Annotated in this window: 25 protein-coding genes and 1 pseudogene; 8 read left to right on the plus strand and 18 right to left on the minus strand. The window is 50.2% G+C overall.

Translation table 11 applies throughout. The features are described 5' to 3' along the window. The first annotated feature begins 148 nt into the window (after positions 1 to 148). Entirely contained in the window at positions 149 to 1,540 is a 1,392-nt protein-coding gene (locus K1558_RS18575; RefSeq protein ID WP_238653140.1) for a WD40 repeat domain-containing protein, read from the plus strand. Here K1558_RS18575 and K1558_RS18580 read toward each other — a convergent pair whose 3' ends face one another. The 12 genes from K1558_RS18580 to K1558_RS18635 all read right to left on the minus strand — a co-directional run bounded on the left by K1558_RS18580 (position 1,541) and on the right by K1558_RS18635 (position 13,036). Next, complete coding sequence (locus K1558_RS18580; RefSeq protein WP_238653141.1) at positions 1,541 to 2,296, minus strand: class I SAM-dependent methyltransferase; 756 nt, start codon at positions 2,294 to 2,296, stop codon at positions 1,541 to 1,543. It lies immediately after the preceding gene. 14 nt (positions 2,297 to 2,310) lie between these two features. Next, on the minus strand, positions 2,311 to 2,559 hold the full coding sequence (locus tag K1558_RS18585; protein WP_238653142.1) for a hypothetical protein: 249 nt from the start codon (positions 2,557 to 2,559) through the stop codon (positions 2,311 to 2,313). A gap of 45 nt (positions 2,560 to 2,604) precedes the next feature. After that, entirely contained in the window at positions 2,605 to 3,678 is a 1,074-nt protein-coding gene (locus tag K1558_RS18590; protein ID WP_238653143.1) for a WG repeat-containing protein, read from the minus strand. A gap of 149 nt (positions 3,679 to 3,827) precedes the next feature. Beyond that, positions 3,828 to 5,237 carry a glycoside hydrolase family 1 protein gene (locus tag K1558_RS18595; protein ID WP_238653144.1) on the minus strand — a complete coding sequence of 470 codons (1,410 nt, stop codon included), beginning with the start codon at positions 5,235 to 5,237 and terminating at the stop codon, positions 3,828 to 3,830. Between the two features lie 24 nt (positions 5,238 to 5,261). Then, on the minus strand, positions 5,262 to 7,136 hold the full coding sequence (locus tag K1558_RS18600) for a beta-glucoside-specific PTS transporter subunit IIABC (RefSeq protein WP_238653145.1): 1,875 nt from the start codon (positions 7,134 to 7,136) through the stop codon (positions 5,262 to 5,264). Between the two features lie 192 nt (positions 7,137 to 7,328). Continuing rightward, complete coding sequence (licT, locus tag K1558_RS18605) at positions 7,329 to 8,186, minus strand: BglG family transcription antiterminator LicT (protein ID WP_238653146.1); 858 nt, start codon at positions 8,184 to 8,186, stop codon at positions 7,329 to 7,331. A 131-nt stretch (positions 8,187 to 8,317) separates the two neighbouring features. Continuing rightward, positions 8,318 to 9,199, minus strand: a complete 882-nt coding sequence (locus K1558_RS18610) for a stalk domain-containing protein (protein WP_238653147.1) — start codon at positions 9,197 to 9,199, stop codon at positions 8,318 to 8,320. 169 nt (positions 9,200 to 9,368) lie between these two features. Further along, positions 9,369 to 9,737: a VOC family protein gene (locus tag K1558_RS18615; protein WP_238653148.1), complete on the minus strand. Its 369-nt coding sequence runs from the start codon at positions 9,735 to 9,737 to the stop codon at positions 9,369 to 9,371. A gap of 71 nt (positions 9,738 to 9,808) precedes the next feature. Continuing rightward, entirely contained in the window at positions 9,809 to 10,582 is a 774-nt protein-coding gene (locus K1558_RS18620) for a MerR family transcriptional regulator (RefSeq protein ID WP_238653149.1), read from the minus strand. Beyond that, positions 10,557 to 11,483, minus strand: a complete 927-nt coding sequence (locus K1558_RS18625; protein WP_238653150.1) for a DUF2268 domain-containing putative Zn-dependent protease — start codon at positions 11,481 to 11,483, stop codon at positions 10,557 to 10,559. The genes K1558_RS18620 and K1558_RS18625 overlap by 26 nt, the downstream gene beginning before the upstream one ends. A 166-nt stretch (positions 11,484 to 11,649) precedes the next feature. Further along, on the minus strand, positions 11,650 to 12,219 hold the full coding sequence (locus tag K1558_RS18630; RefSeq protein WP_420800446.1) for a chloramphenicol phosphotransferase CPT family protein: 570 nt from the start codon (positions 12,217 to 12,219) through the stop codon (positions 11,650 to 11,652). 79 nt (positions 12,220 to 12,298) lie between these two features. Continuing rightward, positions 12,299 to 13,036 (minus strand): SDR family oxidoreductase, encoded by a 738-nt coding sequence (locus K1558_RS18635; protein WP_238653152.1) that lies wholly within the window; start codon positions 13,034 to 13,036, stop codon positions 12,299 to 12,301. A 180-nt stretch (positions 13,037 to 13,216) separates the two neighbouring features. Between K1558_RS18635 and K1558_RS18640 the strand changes: the two genes are divergently transcribed. Both K1558_RS18640 and K1558_RS18645 read left to right on the plus strand, forming a co-directional pair. After that, on the plus strand, positions 13,217 to 14,125 hold the full coding sequence (locus K1558_RS18640; protein ID WP_238653153.1) for an AraC family transcriptional regulator: 909 nt from the start codon (positions 13,217 to 13,219) through the stop codon (positions 14,123 to 14,125). A gap of 118 nt (positions 14,126 to 14,243) precedes the next feature. Next, on the plus strand, positions 14,244 to 14,726 hold the full coding sequence (locus tag K1558_RS18645) for a DUF4303 domain-containing protein (protein WP_476641284.1): 483 nt from the start codon (positions 14,244 to 14,246) through the stop codon (positions 14,724 to 14,726). Positions 14,727 to 14,780: 54 nt separating this feature from the next. Here the strand turns inward: K1558_RS18645 and K1558_RS18650 are convergent, their stop codons facing one another. From K1558_RS18650 to K1558_RS18665, 4 genes are all read right to left on the minus strand, one after another. Then, the gene (locus K1558_RS18650; RefSeq protein ID WP_238653155.1) at positions 14,781 to 15,161 is read right to left on the minus strand and encodes a type II toxin-antitoxin system HicA family toxin; all 381 of its coding nucleotides are present in this window, start codon (positions 15,159 to 15,161) and stop codon (positions 14,781 to 14,783) included. After that, positions 15,158 to 15,502 carry a hypothetical protein gene (locus K1558_RS18655; RefSeq protein ID WP_238653156.1) on the minus strand — a complete coding sequence of 115 codons (345 nt, stop codon included), beginning with the start codon at positions 15,500 to 15,502 and terminating at the stop codon, positions 15,158 to 15,160. Before K1558_RS18655 ends, K1558_RS18650 begins: the two co-directional genes overlap by 4 nt. Positions 15,503 to 15,530: 28 nt before the next feature. After that, entirely contained in the window at positions 15,531 to 15,983 is a 453-nt protein-coding gene (locus K1558_RS18660; protein WP_238653157.1) for a GNAT family N-acetyltransferase, read from the minus strand. A 247-nt stretch (positions 15,984 to 16,230) separates the two neighbouring features. Beyond that, positions 16,231 to 18,324 (minus strand): ATP-binding protein, encoded by a 2,094-nt coding sequence (locus K1558_RS18665; RefSeq protein ID WP_338019714.1) that lies wholly within the window; start codon positions 18,322 to 18,324, stop codon positions 16,231 to 16,233. A gap of 113 nt (positions 18,325 to 18,437) precedes the next feature. Here K1558_RS18665 and K1558_RS33080 point away from each other — a divergent pair, with 113 nt between their 5' ends. Continuing rightward, a complete protein-coding gene (locus K1558_RS33080; RefSeq protein ID WP_238653159.1) occupies positions 18,438 to 21,446 on the plus strand; it encodes a carboxypeptidase regulatory-like domain-containing protein in 3,009 nt (1,002 codons plus the stop codon). Continuing rightward, a complete protein-coding gene (locus tag K1558_RS18675; RefSeq protein WP_238653160.1) occupies positions 21,406 to 22,143 on the plus strand; it encodes an S-layer homology domain-containing protein in 738 nt (245 codons plus the stop codon). Before K1558_RS33080 ends, K1558_RS18675 begins: the two co-directional genes overlap by 41 nt. A gap of 121 nt (positions 22,144 to 22,264) precedes the next feature. Here K1558_RS18675 and K1558_RS18680 read toward each other — a convergent pair. Continuing rightward, positions 22,265 to 23,588, minus strand: a pseudogene (locus tag K1558_RS18680) (adenylosuccinate synthase). Here K1558_RS18680 and K1558_RS18685 point away from each other — a divergent pair. Further along, complete coding sequence (locus K1558_RS18685) at positions 23,557 to 24,177, plus strand: LysR family transcriptional regulator substrate-binding protein (protein WP_238653161.1); 621 nt, start codon at positions 23,557 to 23,559, stop codon at positions 24,175 to 24,177. The pseudogene K1558_RS18680 and the gene K1558_RS18685 sit on opposite strands and share 32 nt — an antisense overlap. A gap of 37 nt (positions 24,178 to 24,214) precedes the next feature. Here K1558_RS18685 and K1558_RS18690 read toward each other — a convergent pair whose 3' ends face one another. Next, on the minus strand, positions 24,215 to 24,601 hold the full coding sequence (locus tag K1558_RS18690) for a MerR family transcriptional regulator (protein ID WP_338019715.1): 387 nt from the start codon (positions 24,599 to 24,601) through the stop codon (positions 24,215 to 24,217). A 222-nt stretch (positions 24,602 to 24,823) separates the two neighbouring features. Here K1558_RS18690 and K1558_RS18695 point away from each other — a divergent pair, with 222 nt between their 5' ends. Beyond that, positions 24,824 to 25,579, plus strand: coding sequence for an SDR family NAD(P)-dependent oxidoreductase (locus K1558_RS18695; protein WP_238653162.1), 756 nt, complete (start codon positions 24,824 to 24,826; stop codon positions 25,577 to 25,579). Positions 25,580 to 25,811: 232 nt separating this feature from the next. After that, positions 25,812 to 26,417 (plus strand): TetR/AcrR family transcriptional regulator, encoded by a 606-nt coding sequence (locus K1558_RS18700; protein ID WP_238653163.1) that lies wholly within the window; start codon positions 25,812 to 25,814, stop codon positions 26,415 to 26,417. Positions 26,418 to 26,424 lie beyond the last annotated feature (7 nt).

Consider the following 26,424-nt stretch of genomic DNA (forward strand, 5'->3'; position numbering starts at 1 on the left):
GATATTTGCTTCCATAGTAGCCGAGCCGAACTGTGAAGTCAAACCCGGATCTGCAACTTCTGCCCAATAACCGCGTCCATAACAATATGGAAAATCTATCTATTCTCTGAAAACAATAGAACAATCGAACATCTCAGGAGGTTTCTATATGCGCTACATCGCAGTAGTTTCTCTGGCGGCAGTTCTGCTCTCAGGATGTCAGGGGGCGGACAAAGAAGCTATGAACAGCTCTTCCTCAGCCCCATCCACAGCTTCCCCAACCATCGGATCACCCACGGCTACACCAGCCCTCTCTTCCCCTTCAGCACCTTCAAGCGAGGAGGAGCCGCTGCTCTATATTGAGCAATTGCGGATTATCGGCGGAGGCGGACAAGTGATACAGGTGAAATCGAACAGCGATATCGACCAGAAATCATTGGAGCAGGCGCTGAAAAATAGTCTGCAAACCAGTAATCCCGAAGCAGAGTTCCGCTACACACTGGAATGGGAGTCCCCGCGGTTTGTGCAAATCCGCCTGCATCTGGATGAGAGCAGCGCCTGGTCCGGCACGTTCAATCTGGATGAAGCCGTCACCACAGACGGGCGCAAGTATGCCAGCACAGAGCAGCCTTACCGTAACACGGTAGTGATCAGAGCCCAGGACGGCAAGGGCAGTCTGCTGTTCCAAGGCGTCACCTCCGGTACCCGGCGCGTAGTACCTGCCTGGAACACGGGCTGGATCAAGTCCGTTCAGACTGCTGAATCCTCCGCTCCCTCCTATCTGTTCTACGGACAGGAGAAGCACCATCTGGTGCACGCTTTGACAGGCGATTCGCTGGAGATTCCGGCTTTTCCGCAGGAGAAGGATGCCTACGGCAATGATTACGGATACCATGAGCTGTACTCCGACCGCTTCTATTCGGGCTTCACTTATATGATCTCTGGCAATAAGACGCTGTACCGGGTAGACCTGAAGGACTTCACCCGTACGAAGCTTCATGTGTTCGACAAGCCGGTCTACGGCATGTCCTCCTCGCCTGACGGCAAGCGTATCGCGGTACTTACCGCACATGACGAGTTCATTGGCCCAGCGGCAGACTTGACGGTGCTGGATCAGAAGGGGAAAATACTGCATTCGCAGCAAAACACTGCCTTCATCTCCCATAGTGACGGCTTTCTGTTCGTCTATTCTCTGACTTGGGAGGACGATTCGCATCTGCTGCTTCCCGTAGACAGAGGCGAGGAGAACCCGCTTGGACAAGTCCGATACAATATCGGAAGCGGAGCCTCCACGGTTATGCAGGATGAGCGCATCACGGACCAGCTGAAGCAGGATCTCAAGGAATATGAACGGCAGCCGCATAATGACCTGTTGCTATCCGGGCTGATGTGGTCACCGGACAACCGATTCGCCGCCTTCCAGTCAGGTACAGGAACCATCCAGGTCTACGACACACAAGAGCGGACGTTCACGTTCGTCTCCGCAGGCACACTGCTGGGCTGGATGCCGGATGGAACGCTGGCCTGGGCGGATGCCGGGGACAATGTGTATACTTTTTGACTATACTTCTCCCCAATAAATCTCTGTTTCATATTCAAAGGGAACCATCCCGTCCTGATTATGCCTGTCAAATATATTCTGCAGTTCTGTCATCATCGGGTTGTAATTCGGATGCCCCGGAACAGGGCAATAGGAGGAGGATAACAGCCGGCCGCGCAGACCCGCGAAATCGAACTCCTGAGTCATTTCAAACTGGCTTTTATGCATCGTATTTTCTTTGAAAAAAGCGACAAGCATCGCCTCAGAAATGTTTTTATGATTCACTTGTGCATAATCGGTTCCGTAGGTGAGAAGCAACTGATCGTACTCTTCACGAAATGAAGTGCCGTGTGTAAGCCGGGAATTCCATAGGAGTATGACTTTGCCGCCAGGCTGTAGTATTCTGCGGAACTCCGTTTGCGCGGCTGCTTGGTCAAACCAGTGAAATGCCTGCGCACAAACAATAAACTCAACCGACTGATCCGGTAACCCGGTGGCTTCCGCAGACCCTGATCTGCTCTGAAAATTCGGATGGCTGGCTAACCTTTGCTCAGCGGCTTCACGCATGGCCTGATTGGGCTCAACCGCGATTACCTCGCTACCGCGTTCCAGAAGCAGCTTGGACAGGCTTCCTGTGCCTGAACCGATATCTGCTATTTTACTGTTCGGGCGCAGACCAATATCGTTGTACAAATAATCAACAGCCTCCGATGGATAGCTTGGGCGGTACTTCACATAGGAATCGACCCGGTTCGAAAACCTTTCACCGTTGTTCATCGCTGTTCACTCTCCTATTTTGTATTTTTCGGAAATCCGTATACGAACAATATCACACCAATTAACGTAAGGATTGGCACAAAGAGATTATCGAAGAAGCCTGCGACATGAGTTTTAGGCTGGACATCGTACATTTGCGCTTGGTATAACGCAGAAATTTCATAATTTCGAGCGATCAATGTCCCTACACGTTCGAACGTGTAGATTAACCCGGCAGCAATCAGGAAAGCTGCCCCTAGTTTCCGGTATAGGTTGTTTCCCATAGAATATTTATCGCCTCCTCACTCTTGGCAGATAGATGGATTGAGTTACGGCTTCTCCACGCCGGCCGGAAGCTCGGAGGCCGGCGGCCAGACGATGGTTCCGCTGCGGTTCATGTACCCTCTGATTTCCTCGCGTGTCTCTGGAACCAGCAGGGTGATTTCCGCCAATTCGCCATTGAACGAATCGGCCCAGTAGAGTTGCGGCTTGACCACGAAGCGGCCGGAGGTATTAATATAGCCGTACCGCTGCCCCGGGCTGACCGGAGCCAGACCGCCCTTGAACAAACCCCCGGCCGTGAATCCCTGGATGACCTTGGCGCCCTTCTTATTAATATAGAAGGTGGCTCCATTGCGCTCGACGAACGCCAGTCCTTCCGAGAACGGCTGCGCCATGCTGAACTGCGGCTTGATCAGGTAATTGCCATTTTTGTCGATGTATCCGTATTTGCCGTTCACATACACGACTGCCGCCCCGTCGGAGAACAGCGTGGCGTGATCATACCGGGGCGTAATGCGAAGCTTGCCCGTGGTGTCGATATAGCCGTATTTACCGTTAACGGCAAGCTTAACGACTGCCATGCCTTCGGAGAAATCAGACGTCGAGCTGTACCGGTACGGAATGATTAGCTTGCCCTTCGTGTTAATGTACCCTGAGGCTTTGCCCATATTGACCGAGGCCAATCCTTCAGAGAAATTAAATGCCTTGACGTAGATTGGCTGTATCGCGACCTTGCCTTGACTGTCGATATACCCGTACCGGGTCGCCGTAGCCCCGCCTGCGAGTTGAACCTTCGCCGTATACAGCGCACGGTCATTATACAGAATGCTGGCGTCTCTCAGCTTATATTCGAACAGCTTGGTACCGGCCGAATTGAAATAATATTGCTTTTTGGCCGCGTGGTCCTCGACATATACCTTTCCTCCAGGCGCTGCTGAATACCCGTATCCGTCGTACACCGCTTCGATGACCACCTTGCCTTGGCCGTTGATGAAGCCGTATTTCCCGTTCACTTCAACCGGATATAATTGATCAGCCGTCTTGGCCTGCACAGGACCCGCTACACTTGCACTGAACACCATCGCCGTCATTAAAAGGGTTAAAGCCAGTTTCTTTAACACTTGCAGTTCACACTCCTTTGAGACTATTTTCCATTCTTTATGTATAGACGGTGATTGTGCCGGTTTTGTTGTGCATGTTTTGGAAGAAAAAAAGAGGGCTGCCCCAAGCAACCACTCATGGCTACCGGGACAACCCTTTGTAATCACAATCAGCGAACCTCGCCTCTGGAAGCAATCAGCTTCTGATACCAGTAGAAGCTCATCTTGCGGATTCGGCGCAGCTCCTTGAGGTCAAACTCTTCACGGTCCACATAGATGAAGCCGTAGCGTTTGCTGGAACCCTGATGCGTGCTGACCAGATCGATGGCAGACCAAGGACAGAAGCCGAACACCTCTACCCCATCGGTAAGTGCGAGCTGAATTTGCTCGATATGCTTGCGGAAGAAATCGATGCGGTACGCGTCATTGACGGTTCCGTCTTCCTCCAGCTTGTCGAATGCTCCCAGCCCGTTCTCCGTAACAATCAGCGGCAGGTGGTAACGGGAATAAATCTGGCGGAGCGTTGTTCTGAAGCCAACCGGATCAATCTCCCAGCCGAATTCTGTGGTCTGCAGGTTAGGGTTCACTGAACCCCGGTACGCCCCCGGTTCACCGACAATTTCGTGCTGATCGCCGGTGTGGGAGAAGTCGTTGCCGTCATTTTTGCTCTCGCCAACGGTCTGCGAGGTGTAGTAATTGAAGGCGATGAAGTCTGGGTGGCCTTGCCGGAGGATATCCATATCCCCTTCCTCAATCTTCGGCTCATAGCCCTTCTCCACCAGATAACTCCAGGCAATATGGTTATACCGTCCATAGACCGCCATATCCAGATAGAGCCAATTACGGATCGCAGCATAGTTATCTGCGGCCAGCACATCCTCAGGCTTGGAGCTAGCCGGATAGATGACACCGATGTTGGGTGCAGGACCAATTTTCGCATCGGGCAGCATCTGATGGCACAGCACCATAGCCTTCGCCTGCGCAACGAGCATATGGTGGTTCTGCTGGTAGAGCTCTTTTTGCGGATCGGTCATGTTCTCATTCAAGGTTCCGATCGATCCCGGGTGCAGAATCAGCATATTCTGTTCGTTGATCGTCAGCCACCACTTCACGCGGTCCCCGTAATGCTCGAAGAGCGTCTTGGCATATTGTTCAAAAGCATCGATTGTCGCCCGGCTGGACCACCCTCCCCGCTGTTCCAGCCCGTAAGGCAAGTCGAAATGGTACATTGTAACGATAGGCTCAATGCCGTATTTGAGCAGCTCATCGATCAGATTGCTGTAGAATTCAAGCCCCTTCGGATTAACGGCTCCGTCCCCTTGCGGGTAGATCCGGCTCCAAGCGATGGAGAAGCGGTAGGCCTTGAAGCCCATTTCCGCCATCAGAGCGACATCCTCTTTGTACATATGGTAGTGGTCACTGGCGACCTTGAAGTCCGTTACCCCTTCCACATGGTTGGCCAGATCAATGACGGAAGGCCCTTTGCCGTCCTCATCCCAGGCACCCTCCAGCTGATAAGCCGAAGTGGAGCCCCCCCACAAGAAATTCTCCGGAAAAGCTTTAAGTTGTTTGTGCAGCATACCCAATTCCTCCTCTGTCTTGTATTAATCCACCAATGTCAAAAGCACTTCGTTCTGCCTAATCTGCTGCTGGTCCGTCTCGAAGACCTCGACCTCTTTGGCCGTTAAGGTTACGATGACCGGCGTAATCGTCTGATACCCGGCTGCCCGGATCTGCTCCAGATCGAAACGGATCAGCAGATCGCCCTGGCTCACCCGGTCGCCTTCCTTGACCACTGGTGTGAAGTGCTTGCCTTTCAGCCCGACGGTATTAATTCCGATATGAATCAACAGCTCTGTTCCGGCTGCTGACGTAATGCCAATCGCATGGCCTGTCGGGAAAATGGAGGTCACCGTCCCGTCCACAGGAGAGACCGCCTCCCCGATAACCGGATCGATCGCCAGCCCTCTGCCCATGGCCCCGGTGGAGAACGCATCGTCCGGTACGGTGCTAAGCGGGAAGGCTTCGCCGGTCAGCGGGCTGAAGATCAGTTCCTTCTTCAGGTCCACCGCTGGTGCTGCCGGCTTGTCCGGCTGAATCTGTTCGGTTACAACTACTGGAGCAGAAGCCTCTAATTTACTCTTGCTCTCATAGCCGAACAGCCAGGTCAGCAGCAGTCCGGCCCCCATGGAGACAACCATCGAGACAATGAAGATCGACATCGGCTGCTCCACCGGAATCGAGAAAATATTATGGAACACATACGCCGTATACAGTACACCGAAGTGGCCGTTAATCGCGCCGCCTAGCGCCCCGGCAATAATAACGATCGGGATCACCCGCTTGTAGCGGAGAATCAGACCGTATACAATCGGCTCGCTGACCCCGGCCAGCAGACCGGTAATCCCGGAGGAGGCGGCGATACTCCGCAGGCTGCGGTCTTTCTTGGCCCGCAGGAAGATCCCGAAGGCTACCCCGATCTGGGCGAATACCGCTGCTGAAGCCATCGCTTCAATCGGGTCGCCGCCGTTCGCAATATTTTGCAGCGTGATTGGGGTGAAGCCCCAGTGGAGTCCAAACACGACCATGAAGGTCATGCCTCCGCCGAGCACGATCCCCGACAGGATGCCGCTTACGCCAATCAGCCAGGTCACGCCGGAAGCGATCCAGTCGCCGACGCTTGTACCGAACGGACCGAAGGCAATCACCGACAGCGGAACCATAATCATCAGGGAGATCATCGGGACCATGAAGATTTGCAGGTCCTTGTGGATGATCTTCTTCAGCAGCTTGTCCAGCAAGGCATAGATGCTGATCGCAATGAAGATCGGGAAGACACTGGAGGCATAACTGACCATCACCACCGGAATGCCCAGGAAGGAATGTCCGCCATCCCCCTCCAGCATCGCCGTGAAGTTCGGTTCCATCAGCGCTGCCCCGATGGCTCCTGCTACGTATGGGTTTGCTTTTAACTTGATGCCCAGTGTAATGCCCAGGAAGATCGGCAGGAAGTAGAAGACGGCATTGCCGGCCGCAGACAGAATCTTGTAGGCATCACCTGAATCGGACATCCAGCCCAGCAATGTAAGTACTGTTAGCAGCGCCTTCAGCATCCCTGATCCGGCCATTACAGGAATCAGCGGCGAGAAGCTCCCGGAGATGACCTCGAATACCTTGGATACCGCCGAGGTTTTCTGCCCGGAATTCTGCGCATCTGTCGAGTTGTTGGACAGGAAGCTGGTATTCTTGACAATTTCGGCGTAGACATTCGCTACATTGCTGCCAACGACAACCTGGAATTGTCCCCCGCTCTCTACCACGGTAATGACGCCCGGATGCTTCTCCAGCGTCTCCCGCTGGGCCTTCTTGTTATCCTTGAGGCTGAATCTCAGCCGGGTGGCACAATGGACAAGATCGTTGATATTCTGCTCTCCGCCTACGAGACGGATGATGTCTTCCGACATTTTTCGGTTATCCATACTGATTCTCCTTTGCTATACTGCCAAAAATGGGCATAAAAAAAACCTAAACGAAAGCTGCGAGATCACACCGGTGTGATCCACATCTCGTTTAGGTATCGCCTGCTTGAGCAGTAACAATCCTTAGATTTAAGTTGTGACTCCAATATAGCGGATTAGGTAATCGTTTGCAAGCACTTTCTGGCTTCCTTTTTAATCCAACGGGTTCATATCTCTTGAAGTGACCCGCTGAATATGGATCGTCAGATAGACCTTCTCATCAATGGACATGGCATTCCCGTACGTCTCCTCCAGGTAGCGGTTGATCTTGCCCGTACACGCAAAAGCCTTAGGAAACTTCACCTTAATCTGGTCATACAGGAAGTTGTCGCCCGATGCGGACCGCTCCTGTTCCCCGCTGATCATGCGCTGGAGGAAGTACTGGAGATGGGTGAGGAACCGGGAGTAGTTGAACGAATTCTCGTTAAGCTTGACCTGGTATTCATCCGCCAGAATATTGAAAATATCGCTCATCGCCTTCGTCACCTCGACCGTCCGCTGCATCTCCTGCCCGTCCTGCCGGGCATTCACGAAGTGCATCGCAATGAAGCTCGCCTCATCCTGGTCCATCTCGATATCAAAATGCTTGCGGATCAGGCTCAACGCCTGTACACCGATAGCGAACTCCTTGGGATAGAACTTCTTGATCTGCCAGAACAGCGCGTTCTTCAGATTCATCGACTTCCGGTAGCGGGCAATCGCAAAATGAATATGGTCAATTAACGTGATATAGATATTGTCGTTGAAAATGTCGCCCATCTCCGCCTTGGCGTGGGCTATAATCTCATCGGCCAGCGAGAAATATTCAGCAGATGTCTCCCCGATCAGATCAATCAATTTGCGCGGAACCTTCTCGGGCTTGAGCATAAAGGTCTTCTCAATCCGTTCCTCTTCGACCCGCTGCCCCGCCTTCTTCTTAAACCCTAATCCGTTCCCAATGACAACGTATTCATGTCCGACCTGATCCTCAGCCCGAATCACATTATTATTGAAAATCTGCCGGATGATCATTGGTGCTTCACCTCTTCTGTATGACTCCCTGAAAATATATCCTAAGATAACACAGTGGTGTTAGAAAAGACAAGGGGCGGGGGGTTCTGTTCATTTGGAACGTAATGGTACCGCACGTTTAGTAAGCAAAATCACTGTGGATGATAATCAGAGAATCCCGAAATCAAAACTCTAGTCCCTTTAGTGACGCTATCCACCTTCCACGTTCCATTCGCGAATATTAACGAGACTGTCCGATCCTCTGCATATTGATCTTCACCCGTAAGACCATTTGCAACAATAACAGATTGTGAAAATGTGGCAGAATTCTTACTAGTATAAACGGGTAAAGTGGCAGGCGTTTCATACGTACCCGCTGTTTTCAATCCTTTGTTCTGAATAATAGATTTCATTAATTTATCCGTGAAGTACGGTTTGAAGGTTGAATTTACATTCTTAATGGAGGATACATTTGAGGCTTGATTTAATTTATCAGACAGGAGCTTCAAACGTGCGTCAGAAATTTTGTTCTTTTCCGGGATTTGAATTGACGGGGTCTCCATATGAACAACCAATCCTTTGTTGCCCATTGTTACTGTTGCTTGTTTAGACAGTTGGTTCCACGCTACCGTGGCCCCTAACGACTGACTAACAAAACGAAGAGGGACATAAGTTGTTCCATTAATGACTTGTGTTGCAGTATCCAAATCCATATATTCCCTCGATGGCTTATCTGGAGCCTCACTCAATGGAGCAGATTCAATAATCACACGTTTAAAATTTGCTGCAAGCCATATCGTCGAATTCCCGTTTTTGATTTTAACAACTTTATCTGTTTGAAACCATTCCAAGCTTGCGCCAAGATTTTCGGAGACAGCACGTAAGGGAATTAATACTCGGCCGTTGTTTAACTGACCATTGTTAATTGTTGTAGATGTTCGTGCCTCTGCAACATAGCTAGACCCAGTTGTTACAGGTAGCATAAGAACTGCTGATGAAAGCAATGCAATCGTCGCAATCGTCCATTTTTTCATAATATTTCCTCCTCTTAAATCATTCACCACAAACTACTCTCACGCATCTGATTTCTCTATGAAAATAGAATAACAAAAACTCCCCATACAGCAACAGGCATAATTATCTCACCTGTCTACCATATGGGGAGCAAATCAATACAGAAACACTGTCTTCTTGTGGTGCGGATTAGCCTTTACTATGAAGAGTGATCAGGTAACCGTCCGGATCGGCGAAGGTAAAGGTACGTCCGAAGGGGCCGTCGATGGGGGCGGATGTAATTTTCACGCCCGCTGCTGCGAGTTTATCATGAATGTCTTGCGTATCCGGGGCATAGAGCCATAGCGCAACACCAAGTCCAGGCTGAGTTCCCTTACTGAGTTCGACTCCCGGCATGAGGTCACGAAGTGCAAAGGCAATAGGCTTGGTGTCAAAAACCACCGCATGAGGCGGACCCGCCTGTGAACGGACGAGCCCAAGATAGTGTTGATAAAATTCAGCAGAGCCTTCCAGATCGCTGACCTGAAGTGAGATGAAATCGGGTCCAATGACTGACATAATATAGCCTCCTAATATTCGCGTTTGTTGTTTAACGTTGTCCTTAGTATACTTCCCCCTTCCTGACAACGTTATGTCAGTAGCGTTCTATTAAGATCCGTTAGCCCCCTGATGTTATACATAATCGCACTATACAGGAAATCTGCTGTCCCCTCTTTAAATTGATTGAAATAGCTGTTGAACCGGACATCGTATTTATAATTATGGGCTATACAAGCAAGCAGCTCCGCATCACATGGCATGAATTGCATTAGAATGCTTTTCCATTCCTCAATCAGCTGCTGGACTTCAGCGGAGGAAGGTTCCTGACTGGAACAAGCCACAATGCGCTTGAATATTTCTTCAAAACCGGAAAAGCACCTCTCTTGATCCTCTGCCGACATGTTGGCCATCGCTTCGTCATAGGCTTGGTAGGCCTCTGTTTCACCGTAAATGAACTCAGCCTCATTCGCATACTGCTCCTTCAAGGGCAGGATCGAAGAATGGTCGAAAATACGCAGAGTACTGACATCATTCCCTGACACATATTCATCCAGAGCCGTCATGATATTTTCCAGCCTTTGTTTTTTTGTGAATAAGGTTTGCCTGTGTTTCTGCAATACTTGTTTCTGTTCTTCCCGGGTCAGCTTTATAATGTCCGCAATTTCTTTCAGGGAAAAATCCATTTCCTTCAAGATCAGGATCGTTTGCAGTTTCTCCAGGCTGCTGCGTTCATATAAGCGATACCCTTTGTCCGAGAGCTGTGCCGGTTTAAATAAACCGATTTTATCGTAGAAATGCAGCGACCGGGCCGTAATGCCCGTAATCCGGACTATATCTTTAACCGCTAATAATGGTTTCTTCATCCCAGAATCCCTTTGCTTCTTCCAGTATTTGTGCAGCAGGCGTGATGGTCGCCTCCCAAATCGTCTTGCCGGTTGCTCTCAAGTAATACTTGATTAAATGATACCCGCATGCATAACCGGCACTGTAGGGCATATTGACCGGCTGAAAGTTCTGAAGCTCTGCCAGCTCATCACCGTAAAGATACGGGGCAAATTGATGAAATCCGGTTAATTGCAATTTCCCGCGGAGCACGGGCTTAATACGTCTGTTAAGAGTTTCACTATCGGTTCTCGTTACCCAAGGCCCCAGCAATTCTTCGCCAAACAGGGAGGTAGCATAATTCTCCGCTAACCCTTCACTTACAATAAGCTCACCCAGATCAACCGTATGGTCCCACTGAATGTATTGATAACGGACATTATGATTGCATTCATGCGCTAGCGCTGCTTTTATCCGGGAAAGGGTATTCTGATTGGGCAATAGCGTAATCCAGATAAAACCGGGAATGCCCCCAAAGCCGCTGTAACCTTCGTTTATAGTCAACGCACGACTCCCTGGATCTCCCAGTTGGATGGTGAATAAATAATCCGATACAGGAAGACTTATTCCATGTTCAATAAATTGACCGAGGCTTGTGGTTACTGCTTGCTCACACTCAGACCAGAACGAATCCGAAGAGATCCATTCTACCTCAGGTAAAATGTTTGGAGTCATCTGATCAGGTGCCCGGTTCATCATACTATTAAACGTAATCACGTCGAACCCATTCGCTTCCTCCGCTCTAAAAGGAATCTGTTGGATTTGCCATTGTTTCATAAAAGGAGCCAACATTTCGTTTCGGAATAACTCCAGCTTGTCCTCCGGCGGAGCTTGAATCACCTGCTGATAAATGTGGTCTGAACGTAGTGCTGTTATATTCATCTAATTCACTTCCAGTCTTCTGTTCTTACCGTGAATTATGCACTATGACGCAACGTCATAGTCAAGTACATAGCAAAAACTCCCCATACCGTGAACAGGTTAACCTCTCACCTGCCTGTCGTACGGGGAGCATCCACTTATAGAAGCCTGTTGTTTATGCCATTAACTAAGCTCTCTTGCGCAACTTCTTAAATGCCGTATATTCCTGATTGGACTTAATATAGTTAAGGATTTGTTCAGCGCATTCCGCCGGAGTCAGCTCTTTCGTGTTCACTTCGAGGTCATATTCATCAAAACTATAGACGCTGTCGAACTGCGCATCCGCCAGTCCAATCTGCCGGTCGCCTCTGGCCTGCTCTCTTCGGATGAGCTCTTCCCGCGAGCACAGGACACCAACAAATAACGTAGTCCGATCAGCAAAATGATCCCAAAACTCATTAAATCTCTTATCGTTGTCGAATACGGTATCCACGATGACATTGAAGCCCATTTCCGCTAACAGCTTAATCGTTGAATAGTACACGGAGACTATGGAGTCATCCAGTATTTGCGAGACCACCTGATGGTCGATTTCGCGTACTGGCTCATCCGGGAATTTATGATTAATGAAATCATTGTAATTCATGAAAAAATCATCAATCGACACATGGTAGAACGGAATCTCTTTCTGCTTTACAACCTCAGCCGAGATGGACGTCTTCCCGGAGCTTGAGGTTCCATTTAGAACAAGCAACATCCCTTTATCCAATTCGTTCCCTCCTATTCATCCACCCATTATAAACCATAGGCAATAGAGGAAGGAACTCTCCACTTTATCAGTTAAACCCGCCGTTGACGCGAATCGTCTGCCCGGTAATCCAGCGGGCTTTGTCACTGACGAGCAGGTCGATCACATTCGCAATATCCTCCGGTTCACCAAGCCGTCCAAAAGCATTCATCCGCCGGAAGGAATCCACCATATCTTCAGATTTTCCATTGAGGAATAACTCCGTCGATACCTGCCCGGGCGCAACGCAATTCACAACGATATCCTTCGCCCCGAATTCTTTGGCTAATTGGCGGGTTAACTGCTCGACCGCCCCTTTGGTTGCGGCGTAGACGCTATAGGTCGGCAGCATCGCGCCCGATACGGAGGTTGAGAAGTTGATAATCGTTCCGCCCCGCTCCATATGCTTCATTGCTTGCTGGCAGGCGAAATACGTGCCTTTTACATTTACAGCAAAGTGCCGGTCGAACATCTCCTCCGTTACGTCCGCGATAGGCACACAGTCCATAATTCCGGCATTATTCACCAAAATATCGATACGCCCGAATTGCCCGATTGTCTCCGAGAACAGCGCTTCAACCTCACTCACCTTGCTTACATCACCTTGAACAGCTATCGCTTCCCCGCCGGATTCCTTAATGATTTGCACGACCTCGTCCGCTTTTCCCCGGTTAGATGAATAGTTGACCGCCACTTTTAGTCCTAACCCGGCCAACTGAATGGCGATTTGTCTTCCGATCCCCCGTGATGCACCTGTAACGATGGCTACTTTTCCGTTCTGACTCATTGTGAGCACTCTCCTTAGTCTCAAATAGGCCGAATGAATATCTGTTGACCTTATGGATTCATTGTAAATCAATCGACCAGCATCCCGTTATAACAGACCTATCCCCTTCTTGCCTATTTCTCTTCAACTCGTTATGATTAACAGCAAACCCTATGAATACGGAAAAAGGAGGCTTCTAACTTGGACGATACATTGCGGACCGGACCGCTTTTACAGCAACTGGCTACGCTGATCCTTCGCCATGCTCCATCGGCAGGCACCCATCAGACGCTCATTCCTTCCTTGCAGTTAATGCACGCTACGGATGTTGCCGAACCGCTGGAGTCTGTCTACAAGCCATCGATCTGCGTCGTTGCTGAGGGAGCCAAAGCAGCCACCCTGTCCGGCGAAAGCTACCATTACGACCCTTCCACTTACCTGGTCACTTCGGTCGAGCTGCCGATTAACGGGAGAATTACTGCGGCTACGCCGGAGCATCCGTTTCTGGGCATCAAGCTAAGCTTCGATCCAGGAACCATCCTGGAAATTGTAAAAGAAATCGATGACCCCACCCTTATTGCGGGTGAACCATCGCTTGGCATCACCGTTGCCCGAACCTCCGAGCACTTGCTTGCAGCCATCGTGCGGCTCATCCAGTTACTCGACACGCCGCAGGATATCCCTGTTCTGGCACCACTCATTATCCGTGAGATTCTCTATCGGGTCCTGCAAAGCGACCAAGGCGCACACCTGCATCAATTCGCCATCATTGGCAGCCATGCACACCGGATTGCTCAAGCCATCCAAGTGATCACTAAGCAGTACGATCAATCCCTTGTCGTGGAACAGCTTGCAGAATCCGTGAATATGAGCACCTCCGCCTTCCACAAGCATTTCAAGCGCGTCACCGCCATGAGTCCGCTGCAATACCAGAAGGTGATCCGCCTGCAGGAAGCCCGCCGCCTCATGCTGACCGAATCGCTCCAAGCCTCCGATGCCGCCTTCCGCGTAGGCTATGAGAGTCCGTCCCAATTCAGCCGCGAATACGCCCGCCAGTACGGGAGACCGCCTGTGACCGATGTTCAGGAACTGCTGGGTTCAGCGAAATAGTGAAGCGGCAAGTGAAATTATCCGGTATCTCAACTTATCATAATAATGGAAGGATGAGCTAAATGAACCGTTTTTAAATGAATTCGAGGACCACCTTAGAGCAGGTTTTCTATCCGATCTGGAGCAAACGCTGGCTATAGTGCAGCATGAGAAAGTGTATGCTTGTGCTTTTGGAACAGACAGTGATTGGGTTACCCTGTTTCTGGCAGTAAATACAGAGGAATCCCTGGCCAGGCATATCTCGGATATGGAAGAGCAAGGATTGTATGACAGTGAGGAAGACATGATCTATTACAGATGGGGCTGCTCCGAATACCAGTATGGCGATGATACGCACTTCAACCACATCAGCCGGCTATTGTATGCAACAGAAGATGTATATAAGTATAAAGATGATATCATTCGAATCATCGCCAAAGTAGTGAATGAGACTGCAGACGATGTTTTTGCCCGCTATGGACAAACCAAAGCAGACATTACATTCTTCGTCTCGTTGACCGATGATGATCTGGCAGAGGATACCGAGAATCAGTCGGTCCGTCAAATGACGGCACCCGGCTTGGCCAACGAGTTCTTAAAACGGTACGATGGTATGATTTAGCGCGTGGAAACGTAAAACAACGCCTTTTTACAAAATAGGGCGTTGTTTTCTTATCTAGTCCTCAAGGTTCGCTACTTCAGCATTCAAACTGTATATGATATAAAAATGATTCCATTGCTGTGTAGTGACGATTTCTTCCCTGCCGTCTTTCTTAAAAAAATAACCTGATCCCTCCTGCTGACTATATACCCAACCTTCCCGTTCCATGCGTGACTTTAACAGTTCCTTTGGATCGCTCTTTTCTTTCGTGAGATAGCGCTCTCGGCTAGTCATATCGCTATCTATTCGAATAACGGATTTACCGGCTGATTCTAAATGATACATGTGTTTCACATTATTATATCCAATGCTATTGACGTATAAGGCTCCTAACATGACTAAAAGAACACCAGCCCCAATAAAGCTAAATAAAGTGACCTTCCCTTTCTTCTTCATCCGTTCCCTCCCTTTAAAAATGCTCTCCATCTTTTCTTCGAAAATGGCTGATAAAAGAGCTGTTCCAGTTCCTCGAACTGTGCTTCATTCAGATGTAGAAAAAGCGCATGTTTTGCGATTTTGGCGGCAGTCTGGGAAGAGGTTTTCCGGCCTCCGGCCTTTCGCTTGATAGGGATATGAAATTTCAGCAAGTCCTCTAGCTGATCCCAGCCTTCCCAACTCAGCCGGCCTCCGCGTTTCCAGTCGATGGCATAGAGGACATAATAGGCATGGGCTTCTGATTGTTTGGCAGCAATAATCCAGGTGGAAGGAATAAACTTGTTCCTTTGTCTTCGATTCATTGAATCATGCTCCCTTTGTCTAAGGATATCAATGTCCTGCACACGTAACATCGAGATACATCCGGGGTGCCGGTCCGCCTTCTGTGTTAACGAAGCCGTCAGCGATAAAGCCCGCGGCTTCGTAAAACCCTACAGCTTGCGGGCTGGCGGTTACCTCCACACGTACACCTCGGCGCGCAATATCTTGGATCAGGGCACTCGCGACACCTTGGCGCATCCAATCAGGATCAGTGAACAGATCCTCTAGTTCAAGGCAGCCGTTGACAGGGCGAGCTGACACAAAGCCGACGACCCGCCCGTTAACAACAGCGACACGTGTGAACGGCAACATCTTGTCGTCCCATACGAGCCAATCAGGATGAGCAGCGAAGAGATCCCGGTCAGCCTCAACAGTCAGCGACGCACGGCGATAGATATCGCGAAGCAGGCCGATATCGCCGAAGACTGCGTTTCTAATGATGAGGTATAACGACTTTTTCATCCCACCTCGACTCCCTTTTTAAATATAACGGCTTCATTCTCTGGCCAATTCTGAGAGTTATCTCTAAGCAGCCGAATGTATGGAGCGCATTGTTGAACTTTTTACAGGATTTCTCTATAACTGTTACTAGCTGCGGAGCACTGAAGCAATCCCTTACCTGATTCTTCTTTGAATATCGGGTTGTCCCATTTGGTCTGAAATCAAAGCCTTCAAACAAATTTAGACCTCCATAGCGCTTTCTGATAGCTTAATTATTTTTGGTTGTGAAACCATTTAATTTCCCGGCCAACACATGGCCCAGATGCTCCAGCGCCTGCCGGGTATGGCGGTAAAAGGTCGTCCGGCTCATATGAAAGGCGTCCGCAAGCTGAGATTTCCGGTGATTTTTACGTAAATAGCTCTCCCGCAGGATATGCTGCTCCAGTTCTGTGAGCGGATAAGGCGGCGGCTCTGCCGTTAATATGGTCTGCATCAGGTCCCTCATCCCGGCACCGCTCATTCCCGCCTCCGCCACAATCGGCAAAGAGCGTAGAAGGTTATCGTTATACAGATGCTGAAGAAGGCTTCTCACCTGGTCCCACGGCACGGGAGGGAGCTCAGCCGCCAGCTCCTGTTGCGGGGCCGACTGCAGAATCACCCGCTCCACCCACCGGTCGAAAGACGCCTGCCTGAAGTCCAGCTCCCATACGACCATCCCCGGCTGATGCCGGTCTGACGGCTGCGGTGGCTTGGGCTGGAAACCGGACAAAGGAAGCAGCATATGCAGCTGCGGGTCCTCCGTCGCGATAATCGCCCGCCATCCATTCGTTGTCTCGATCATCCATGACTGGAACAGCTCAGCGCCTAGCTCCTCCGGCCGGTAAAAGGACTGATCCACGTTGACCGCGGCCAGCAGCATGCACATCGTATCCGCCGATTCGGAGGACAACGTTCGCAGTTCCTCTGCCTCTTTGCCCAGCATTTCGAGATATAGCGGAGCGTACCGCTCCAGCAGCGGCATCGTTTCTGCATGCAGCCACAGCCCGGCAGAGAATCCCAGCGGAATACCGTCAGTATTTCTGGTGACCAGAATGCTCATTGGACTCCATTTGGCAATCTCATCAAGCAGACGGTGATGCTCTCCGGCCTTCACCAGCTCGGATTGCCAGTCGGAGCGGGACAAAGATACCTCCAAAAAACGGTGCAAATACGGCAGATCCTCCGGACCAAAACCTTGCCGCTGCTCCTGCCCGTGAACACCGGAGAAATCAACATACTGATGAGCTGCAGGCAGCTGCTCACGGTACAGCTCCAGCGCATGAGCCGCAAACTGCATTCGCCGCAGCCGGTCTGCAGTCGGATATAGCTCGATCAGCAGTTTTAACGCCCGCCAGCGCATTGTATTATATTCTCCGGGATCACGCTGCTTATAGTCGTCCCTCAGAATCCGGCCTACAACCTGATGCAAGGCAAGCCCGGCCGGAACCATCCGGACGCATGACAAGCTGCTAAGTGCCATGTATTCCGCTGCCTGGAGCGGATGCTTCAGCAGGCGGTTCAGCATCGTCTGATCTGCGGCAGGAACCAGCGACAGTAGCTGCAGAGCCTCATACATGTACGGGTCAGCGGCCTCCCGAAGCAGCTCTGCACTTAGGATTCTGGGCAGCTGAACCACCTTTTCCATTTGATCCGTACCATCGCGCCTCATCAGGTCTGTGGTCAACGCAAGCAGCAGCGGATGCCCTTCCGATCTCTGCGCAATGTCCTGCTGCAGCCGGTCCGGAAGACCGCTGTCCTGCAAGTATTCATAGATTTGCTCCCGGGTAAACAGCTCCAGCGGAAAGCTCTGAATCCTGCCCGACCACATAGGGTCTGTATACCAGTGAAGCGGCAGTCCGGTTCTCGATGCCATCACCAGCAGGCACGCAGAATCCTGTAGTCTGGGGAGCAGCTGTGCCAGCAGCCAACTCTCGGACCGGGCCAACGACTCGCAGTTATCCATAATAATAACGGTTCGCTCACGATATAATTCCCCTATCACATGGGCAAGCAGCGTCTCATCCGCCCTGCGGACCCTGCCGTATTCCGTCTCCAGGCTCATGTCCAGATAAGCCAGCACATCCCTTGGCGTATGCAGACAGAGCTGCCCGTCCACCCACAACACACGCACTGATGCCCCGCGGGCCTCCGCTGCCAGCTTTGTAAGCAGTGTCGTTTTGCCGATGCCGCCAATGCCGGATACCGCAAAAATCTGCATACCCTCCCCAGGCGTTTCCAGCCAATCGGACAATGCCCGGATTTCCCGAGTACCGCCAACAATCCGCTGAGCATGTGAAATGGGCCCCGCTGAAGAATTATTCATTCCTGCACGCTACTTTCCGTTTGAATTAAATTTGAAACATAATCGGAACAATCTATGAATTTAAATATACTATAATTTGATCTAATCAGCAGCGTTAGGAAGGGGAAAAAGAAGTGAGAATACATAAATCAAAGATAGCCGCCCTGCTTGTGGGCGTGATGCTTATCGGACAGCCGGGACTGGGGACATCGCCCGTTTTTTCGGCTGGCTCCGCTGCAGACGGCATCATTACAGCTGCGGACAGCCAGCAGGCTATACCGCCGGTGACAGAAGGCTGGGTAGAATTATCCGCCCCGGAGCATCTGGTCTATATCGATCAGCACCAGGAGCACTATGTAGATAAGAACCTGCGGCTTCTCCAGGACATCGACCTGTCCGGCGTGACCTGGATTCCTTTTGGCGGTAATGAGTATGCTCCATTTAGCGGAGTTTTTGACGGGCAAGGGAACTCTGTACAAGGGGTCACCGTCGACGGCTACACGGGCGTCTACGCCGGTTTCTTCGGCGAGGCCAGCGGCAGCATACGCAATCTGAGCTTGGAGTTGAATATCAGAGGCGGCTCCATTACAGGCGGCGTAGCGGGATTTTTGTCCAAAGGAAGCATCGAAAGAGCTTATACAAAAGGCAATGTAACCAGTATTCTTCCCCGCAATCCGAATCAGGTTACTGCTGCCGGCGGAATTACAGGGATGCTGGAGGGGGCAACCATTGAGCGAAGCTCCTCGGATACCGTTGTCACCGTCGGCCCGGGAGCCAACAGGTACAGCGGCGGGATTTCCGGAGCTCTTGCCACCTCATCCATTATCGACTCCTATTCCGGGGGCCCGGTTCGCAACACAGAGTATGCCGGAATAGGTCATCTGTTCACCGCCGGAGTCAGCGCCTATTTGATCGGTTTTCCAGGAGATAGAAACACTATAAAACATACTTATTCCCGCGGAATCATACCTTCTGATTATCCCGGAACTTATACAGGCAGAGCAGGTATTGCAGCTTATGTGACACGGACAGATGTATATAGTTCATACTTCGATACGAATACTACCGGGATGACAGCCGGGGTAGACAGTTCCTATGAATCGGATATCGCCGGAGCTACCGCACAAACAACCGCCGAGATGAAGCAGCAAACGACTTACAAGGGCTGGGATTTCGTGCATACCTGGAATCTGGACTCCAGGGTAAACGATGGATACCCTTACTTCCGCCCCGAAGTCTTAACAGAGACGCTCCCCTATGCCGTGCATAATGAGCCTTATTCCTATGCGCTTGCCGGTTATGACGGCGCACATGCCGGGCTGACCTGGAGCGCTTCAGGACTTCCTGGGGGCATGAGCTTGAGCGCTTCAGGCGAAATGCAGGGTACCCCGACAGCCGGTTTTCCGGACAATCGCACCTACACTGTTAAAATAACGGCAATGGATGCCGGCGGGGCAACGGCTGTTCGTTCTCTCCAGCTTGAGGTGAAAAGACCGGCACCGGAGCTGAATGTAGCGCTCCAGCCTGGTAGAGCGATCGGCACGACGGCCATAGATGTGACACCGCAGGAGGCCGACAGCTCCTTCGCATATATACTGGACCGGGCAGAAAATGCTCCTCCTCTGTTGGACAGCTCCCTCCCGGAAGGTGCAGTGCCATATATCCCCGGCTCCGATCTATCCGGTGTACAGCCGGGAACAACTATAGATCTGTATGAGATAAACGGACAAGGGCATATTCGGGCCTGGCAGCGTGTTGTGCTGGAGGCCGCGCATATCCGGCAGGAGGTCCCGGTTAGCAGCATCACGCTTGAACCGTCCTCCCTTCTTCTGACAGCCGGCGGAGCGCCGGTGAAGCTTACTCCAATTCTGAAGCCAGACTCCGCCACCTATAAAGAAGTGACCTGGAGATCCACTGATCCTGCGGTAGCGGAGGTAGACGAATTTAGCGGTGAAATACGTCCCCTGAGTTCCGGTCAAACGGTTATTGTCGCCACCACTTCAAACGGTCTTACGGCCGAGGCATCTCTCACCGTCGAATCTGCGGCAGGCAGCGTGACAGGCTCAGTATACAGCTCTGAACTTGACCCGATTGCAGGCGCTTCGGTATCGCTCGGCGACACCGTCCAGCTGACCGATTCGCAGGGACATTTCAGACTGGATCACATTATGGTTGGCACGCACACGATAACGATAGAAGCAACGGGTTATCACACGTTCACGCAGAGCATCGAGATTGTGGAAGGGCAAACAGCAGATACAGGAAGGATTACGCTCACTTCAAGCAAGACGCCTGAGCCGGAAGCTTCGCCTACGCCGACGCCATCAGCGACACCAACACCAACACCGACATCGACACCAACGTCATCACCGACAGCATCACCAACACCGACACCATCACCGACACCGTCAGCGACAGCATCACCGACACCGTCAGCGACGCCGACACCATCACCAACACCGTCACCGTCGCCAACACCGTCGCCAACACCGTCGCCGGAACCAGCTCCGGAGATTGGTTCGGCTCCGGTTAGCCCCGCAGCCACAGCTGACCCGGCAAAGGTTCTGCTGACCATTAACGGCCAAGGCGTTCTGGTAACCATGTCGCGGGAGATAACCAAAGACGGGCAGTCGGCGATCCGCTTGAAGCCGGATACAGCGATATTGGCTGAAGCACTCGCTGCTCAAAATGAAGTTCGTATCGAATTCCAGACAGACAGCTATTCTGCTGTATTTCTTAATCTCCCGGCAGAAGCACTGCTAAACAGGCTGAAGCTGACCTCAGCTGCAAACGTGCCTGCGAACCATTTGGGAACTTCTGCTGATGCCAAAGAAGGATTCGGCACCGGTCCAGGTGACCCGGCCATCACTTTTGCAGTGAACGGAGCCGAACATCAGCTGCCTCTGCAGGGGTTCAATGGTCTTATGCCTGAGCTGGATTCCGGCTCCATCGTGACCCTGGGCATCTCTTGGCTTACAGCGGCTGCGACGGAAACACTAAACGCCGTCCTGACGAACCAGGGAGCGGAGCTGACCGGAAGCCCTGTCGCTTTTTCCGTGGAGCGAAACGGGAAGCCTGTAGAGAGTCTACAGGGACACGAATATGTATTTGAAAAAAACGCTGCCGCTTCCCTCCCCCGCTGACCCGCTGCAAGCTGCGGTCGTCCGGGTCGATAAAAACAACCGTGTCCATTTTGTACCTGCACTGTTCGGCGCAACAGCGGGTGAAGTGATCATTTATTCGCCGAATAACGGCTTATTTGCAGCAATAGTAACCCGTCATTCCTTCGCTGATACAGCCGGACACTGGGCTGAGGGAGATATTCAGCTTTTGGCTAACAAGCGGATTATTCAAGGCGTAAGCCAAGCCTCATTCTCACCGGATACCGTCTTGACCCGTGCGGAGCTCACTGCTATGCTGGTGCGTTCTCTGGGATGGATGGAGTCCGGGGCCGTCCGCTCTTTTGCCGATGTCCCTTCTGGTGCCTGGTATGCTGCGGCTGTTTCCACAGCCCAGGAAGCAGGACTCATAACGGGATATGAGGACGGCACCTTCCGGCCGAATGCCGGATTAACGCACGAGCAGTTGGCCGCTGTGATCGCCCGTGCCTTGAGCTTCGCCGGAAAGGCCCCGGAGATAAGCGGACTCACCCCGGAAGCATTGGGCGGCACTGCCGGCCTCACTACTTGGGCGGTACAGCCTGTATCAATGCTGCTGGAGGCGGGTATCCTGAAGCATTACGAAGCCGCAGACTTTTCACCTAAAGCCCCGGTCACCCGTGCTGAGAGTGCGGTTATGCTGACGCGGATGCTGCAATATTTGAAGTTTATAGATAGTTAGGGACGAATCCGGCTATCGGAATAACTACAAGTTCAAAAAAGACAAATAGCCTATAGATATGCCAGAAGCACAGAGTTTAAACAAACTCTGTGCTTCTTTAATGAACGCTAAATAGAATGTTCTATATACTCTTTACTATTAACTGCTCACGCCTAGGCCCTACTGAAACGTACGTGATTTTCACATGAATTGCGGATTCAATAAACTCAACATAATACTTCGCGGCATCTGGCAGGTCATCATAAGATCTTGCATTAGTTATATTCACATTTCCAACCTTGAAAGTGCTGCAGAACCGGCTTTGCTGTATCTAACTTAGCACTCACTGGAAATTGGTCAGTTATGGTTCCATCTTCTAATTCATAACCCGTGCAGACTGGAATAATATCCAAATATCCAAGTACGTCAAGATTCGTTAATGCGGCTTCCGTTGCACCTTGTACCATACAGCCATAACGGGTTGCGACAACGTCAAACCAGCCGACACGACGAGGGCGGCCGGTGGTTGCGCCATACTCCCCCGCATCCCCGCCAAGCCGTCTTAATTCATCTGCCGCCACTCCATCTAATTCGGATACAAAGGGCCCCGTGCCAACGCAGCTTGAATACGATTTAACTACAGCCAGTACCCCCGTGATTGCAAATGGAGGCAAACCAGCACCTACTGGAGCAAAACCTGCAAGTGTTGAAGAGGATGTAGAAAAAGGATAAATGCCGTGGTCGGGATCCCGAAGTGCACCAAGCTGGCCTTCTAACAATATTGAATCCCCGTTTTCGTACGCTTCTTGTAGCATTGAAGTAGTGTTGCAAACAAATAGACGAAGCTGTTCTCCCTGGCTCACTAATTCCGGCATCAACTCCTCGGGTTGAACCGGTTTCCGCCCGTACATATGCACAAGCAACACATTTTTAGTCTCCAGCGATTGCTGTAAGCGAGAATAGAGCCGCTCCTCATTGTACAGGTCCGACACTTGAATCCCTAGCTTTGCGTATTTATCTGCGTAAAAGGGCGCGATTCCGCGTTTTGTCGAGCCAAAGCTGCGTGAACCTAACCGCTCCTCTTCCAGTTCATCAAACAAACGGTGGATTGGAAGAACGATTTGGGTACGATCTGATACACGTAAACAAGGTTCTGGGACACCCCGGGCAAACAGTTCTTCCCTTTCTCTCATAAGATACGCTACATCAAGCGCTACTCCAGGGCCAATTACATTCGTAACGTTTGGATAGAAAACTCCCGAAGGCAGCATGTGTAGTGAAAATTTTCCGTAATCGTTGATAATCGTATGCCCCGCATTGCTTCCGCCTTGATAACGGACCACATAAGCTGATTTTGCAGAAAGCACATCCGTCATTTTGCCCTTTCCTTCATCTCCCCAATTCGCTCCAAATTGTGAGAAGAAAATTGCTGAGATGCAGGAGTTGTCATATGAGGAAATCAACATCGGAGCAAGTGATACGCTATGCAAGCATTTTCTGTTGCCCCACCTTGAACAATTCCACAAGCTATATCCAGAAGTCAGAATCCGTATCACTAATCGGACAACACCCGAGACCATCACACTTTTGAAGGAAGGTAAAATTGATTTCGGCGTTGTGAACTTGCCTGTGTTTGATGCTAAGATCGATTTCCGCACCAGTTCCACGCAGCAGGATTGCCTTGTTGGGAATCAAGAGTATGCGGCTTTAGCAGACAATCCATTACCTCTGGAGGAACTTCATCGTTATCCTTTGCTGCTGCTTGAACCCGGAGGAAGCACGAGAAATTTTCTGGATGAGTACGCTGCGTCTAACGGGATTACGTTAAGCCCTGAGTTTGAATTGGGAAGCCTTGATCTCCTTATCCAATTTGCACAAAGCGGGTTTGGCCTTACCTTTATCGTGCGGGAATACGTTACTAAGGAATTAAATGAAGGTAAGCTAATTGAAATTCCTCTAACGCCTCCAATTCCTGAACGCCATGTCGGGATTGCGACACTTAAAAGCGTCCCACTCTCTGCTGCTTCGCAACGATTCCTTGAATTTTTGCCATGAAAGTTAAAACTGGGTAAGAACCCGATTATGTCGACGGTCAAATTTTTATGCTAGTCCGTTCAATCTGTGATTCTAATACATCATAAAGAGCAAGTTTATAGTTTATTTTGTCCAGATTATAATATAGCTCCTTTATACTCTTCTCAATTTCTTTTTTATGCTGGAGCATCATTTTTTTCCTTTCCGAAATAGTCGCGTCCCCTTCTTTATACAAATAGACATATTTCTGAATTTGGGCGATCGGCATTCCTGTTGCCCGAAGTGCAGTAACAAAATGGATCCAGCTTAAATCTTCTTCGTCATATAATCGCTTCCCGCTTTCATTTCTCTTCACATGTGGAAGCAGCCCCTCCTTTTCGTAATACCGAAGTGTTGGAGCTGATATCTCTGTCATCTCAGTAACCTCTCTGATCGTCCACATCATTAATCACCATCCATTAAAGTGTACTTTAAACGAATTCTTAACTTGTCGTGTTAAACTCTCCCCGATTTTATGTTACAGAAGACAAAAACTCAATTAAATCAAAGTCCTTCACTGCTTTAGTATACATATTTTATTCAACCAAAAAAGCCTTGACTTCAAGTGAACTTGAAATTATATGATGACAGGGTGATTAAAAATCATTTCTGAGAGGATGAAATTACAATGACAAATATCTCACTTATCACTGGCGGTAGCCGCGGCCTTGGCCGCAATACAGCCAGCCATATTGCGAAGCATGGCGGTGACGTCATTCTGACTTATCGCAGTCAAGAAGAAGAAGCCAAATCTGCCGTTGCTGAAATCGAAGCCCTGGGGCGTAAAGCAGTCGCACTACAACTCGATGTAGAAAACATCGCCAGCTTTGCGGCCTTTGCGCAGACAGTCCGTTCGGCCTTACATTCTACCTGGGGCAGCACTACCTTCAATCATCTGGTAAACAATGCCGGCTACGGAGAAATGACAGACTTTGCCGAAACAACCGAAGCTCAATTTGACGGCTTGTTCAACGTACACGTTAAGGGCGTATTCTTCTTGACTCAGACCCTTCTCCCGCTTCTTGCAGACGGCGGCAGTATTGTGAATTTCTCGACAGGTCTCACCCGTGTATCTTATCCCGGATTCTCCGCCTATTCTGCGGCTAAGGGAGCTGTCGAGATTCTAACTAACTATATGGCCAAAGAGCTTGGACATCGCGGTATTAGAGCGAATACCATTGCACCAGGTGCCATCGAAACCGACTTTCTGGGAGGTTCAGTACGCGATATACCTGCTTACAATGAGTCGTTTGCCAAGATGACTGCTCTTGGCCGAGTTGGCGTACCGGATGACATTGGTCCCGCAGTCGCCAGCTTACTCAGTTCCGACAATCGCTGGGTTAATGCGCAAAGAATTGAGATCTCTGGTGGTCAGAACATCTAATTGCTGGTAATTAGCGTTAAAAAGATAAAGCCGTCCTGCATTTTCAGGACGGCTCATGACTTAAAGCGCACATGAATCATTGCAAATCCAGGCCGTAGATTCTTTTTCTATCGCAGCATAAGCTGTTGTTGAACAAATGCTTCCCGTTTAATGAGGCGCCCTCCAGTGTGTTGCATCATAGGCAAGAATGGTTTATACTACAAACATCCTAAAAGTGAACGGGTGTTTACTAATGCAGATATTAAAAGAAGATACAAACAAACGGATTTTAGCAGCCGCTCGCCAAGAGTTTGAGCAATTCGGCTATTCCCAGTCCTCTATGCGCCGGATTGCTGCTGCTGCTGGAATGACTACGGGCAACATCTACCGCTACTACAAGAACAAAGAGGATTTATTTCATGTATTGATTCAACCCACGTATCTGCATTTCACTAACTTCATTTTGAAGATTCAGACCAATGTACATGTGTTTCTTTCTGCAACGCAGCATACCGAGGAGCATACGAAGCTGGTCTACCAGCCCTTCTATGACTTGATTCTTTTCCTGGAGGAGTCCAGCATAGAAGCCAAAATACTCCTCACCTTAAGTGAGGGCTCCCCTTTCCAAAACGCCAAGCAGGAATTAATTACTATTATTGTACAGATTTTCGAAGCCATTTCCTATAGAAATAAAGAATCGCTCAGTTCAGTGGAAAAAGTAGTGATTGGTGTTTTGGCTTCAACTTTAATAGAGGGGGTGTGCATCACTTTGAAAACAGTGGATAACAAGGAGCAGATGAGATATTCGATCCTCGCTCTAGCGTCTACGTTCTCAGAGGGTATCAAAGACGTTATTTGATAAAAAA

The organism is Paenibacillus piscarius (assembly GCF_022234545.1).
GTDB classification, from domain to species: domain Bacteria; phylum Bacillota; class Bacilli; order Paenibacillales; family Paenibacillaceae; genus Paenibacillus_AQ; species Paenibacillus_AQ piscarius.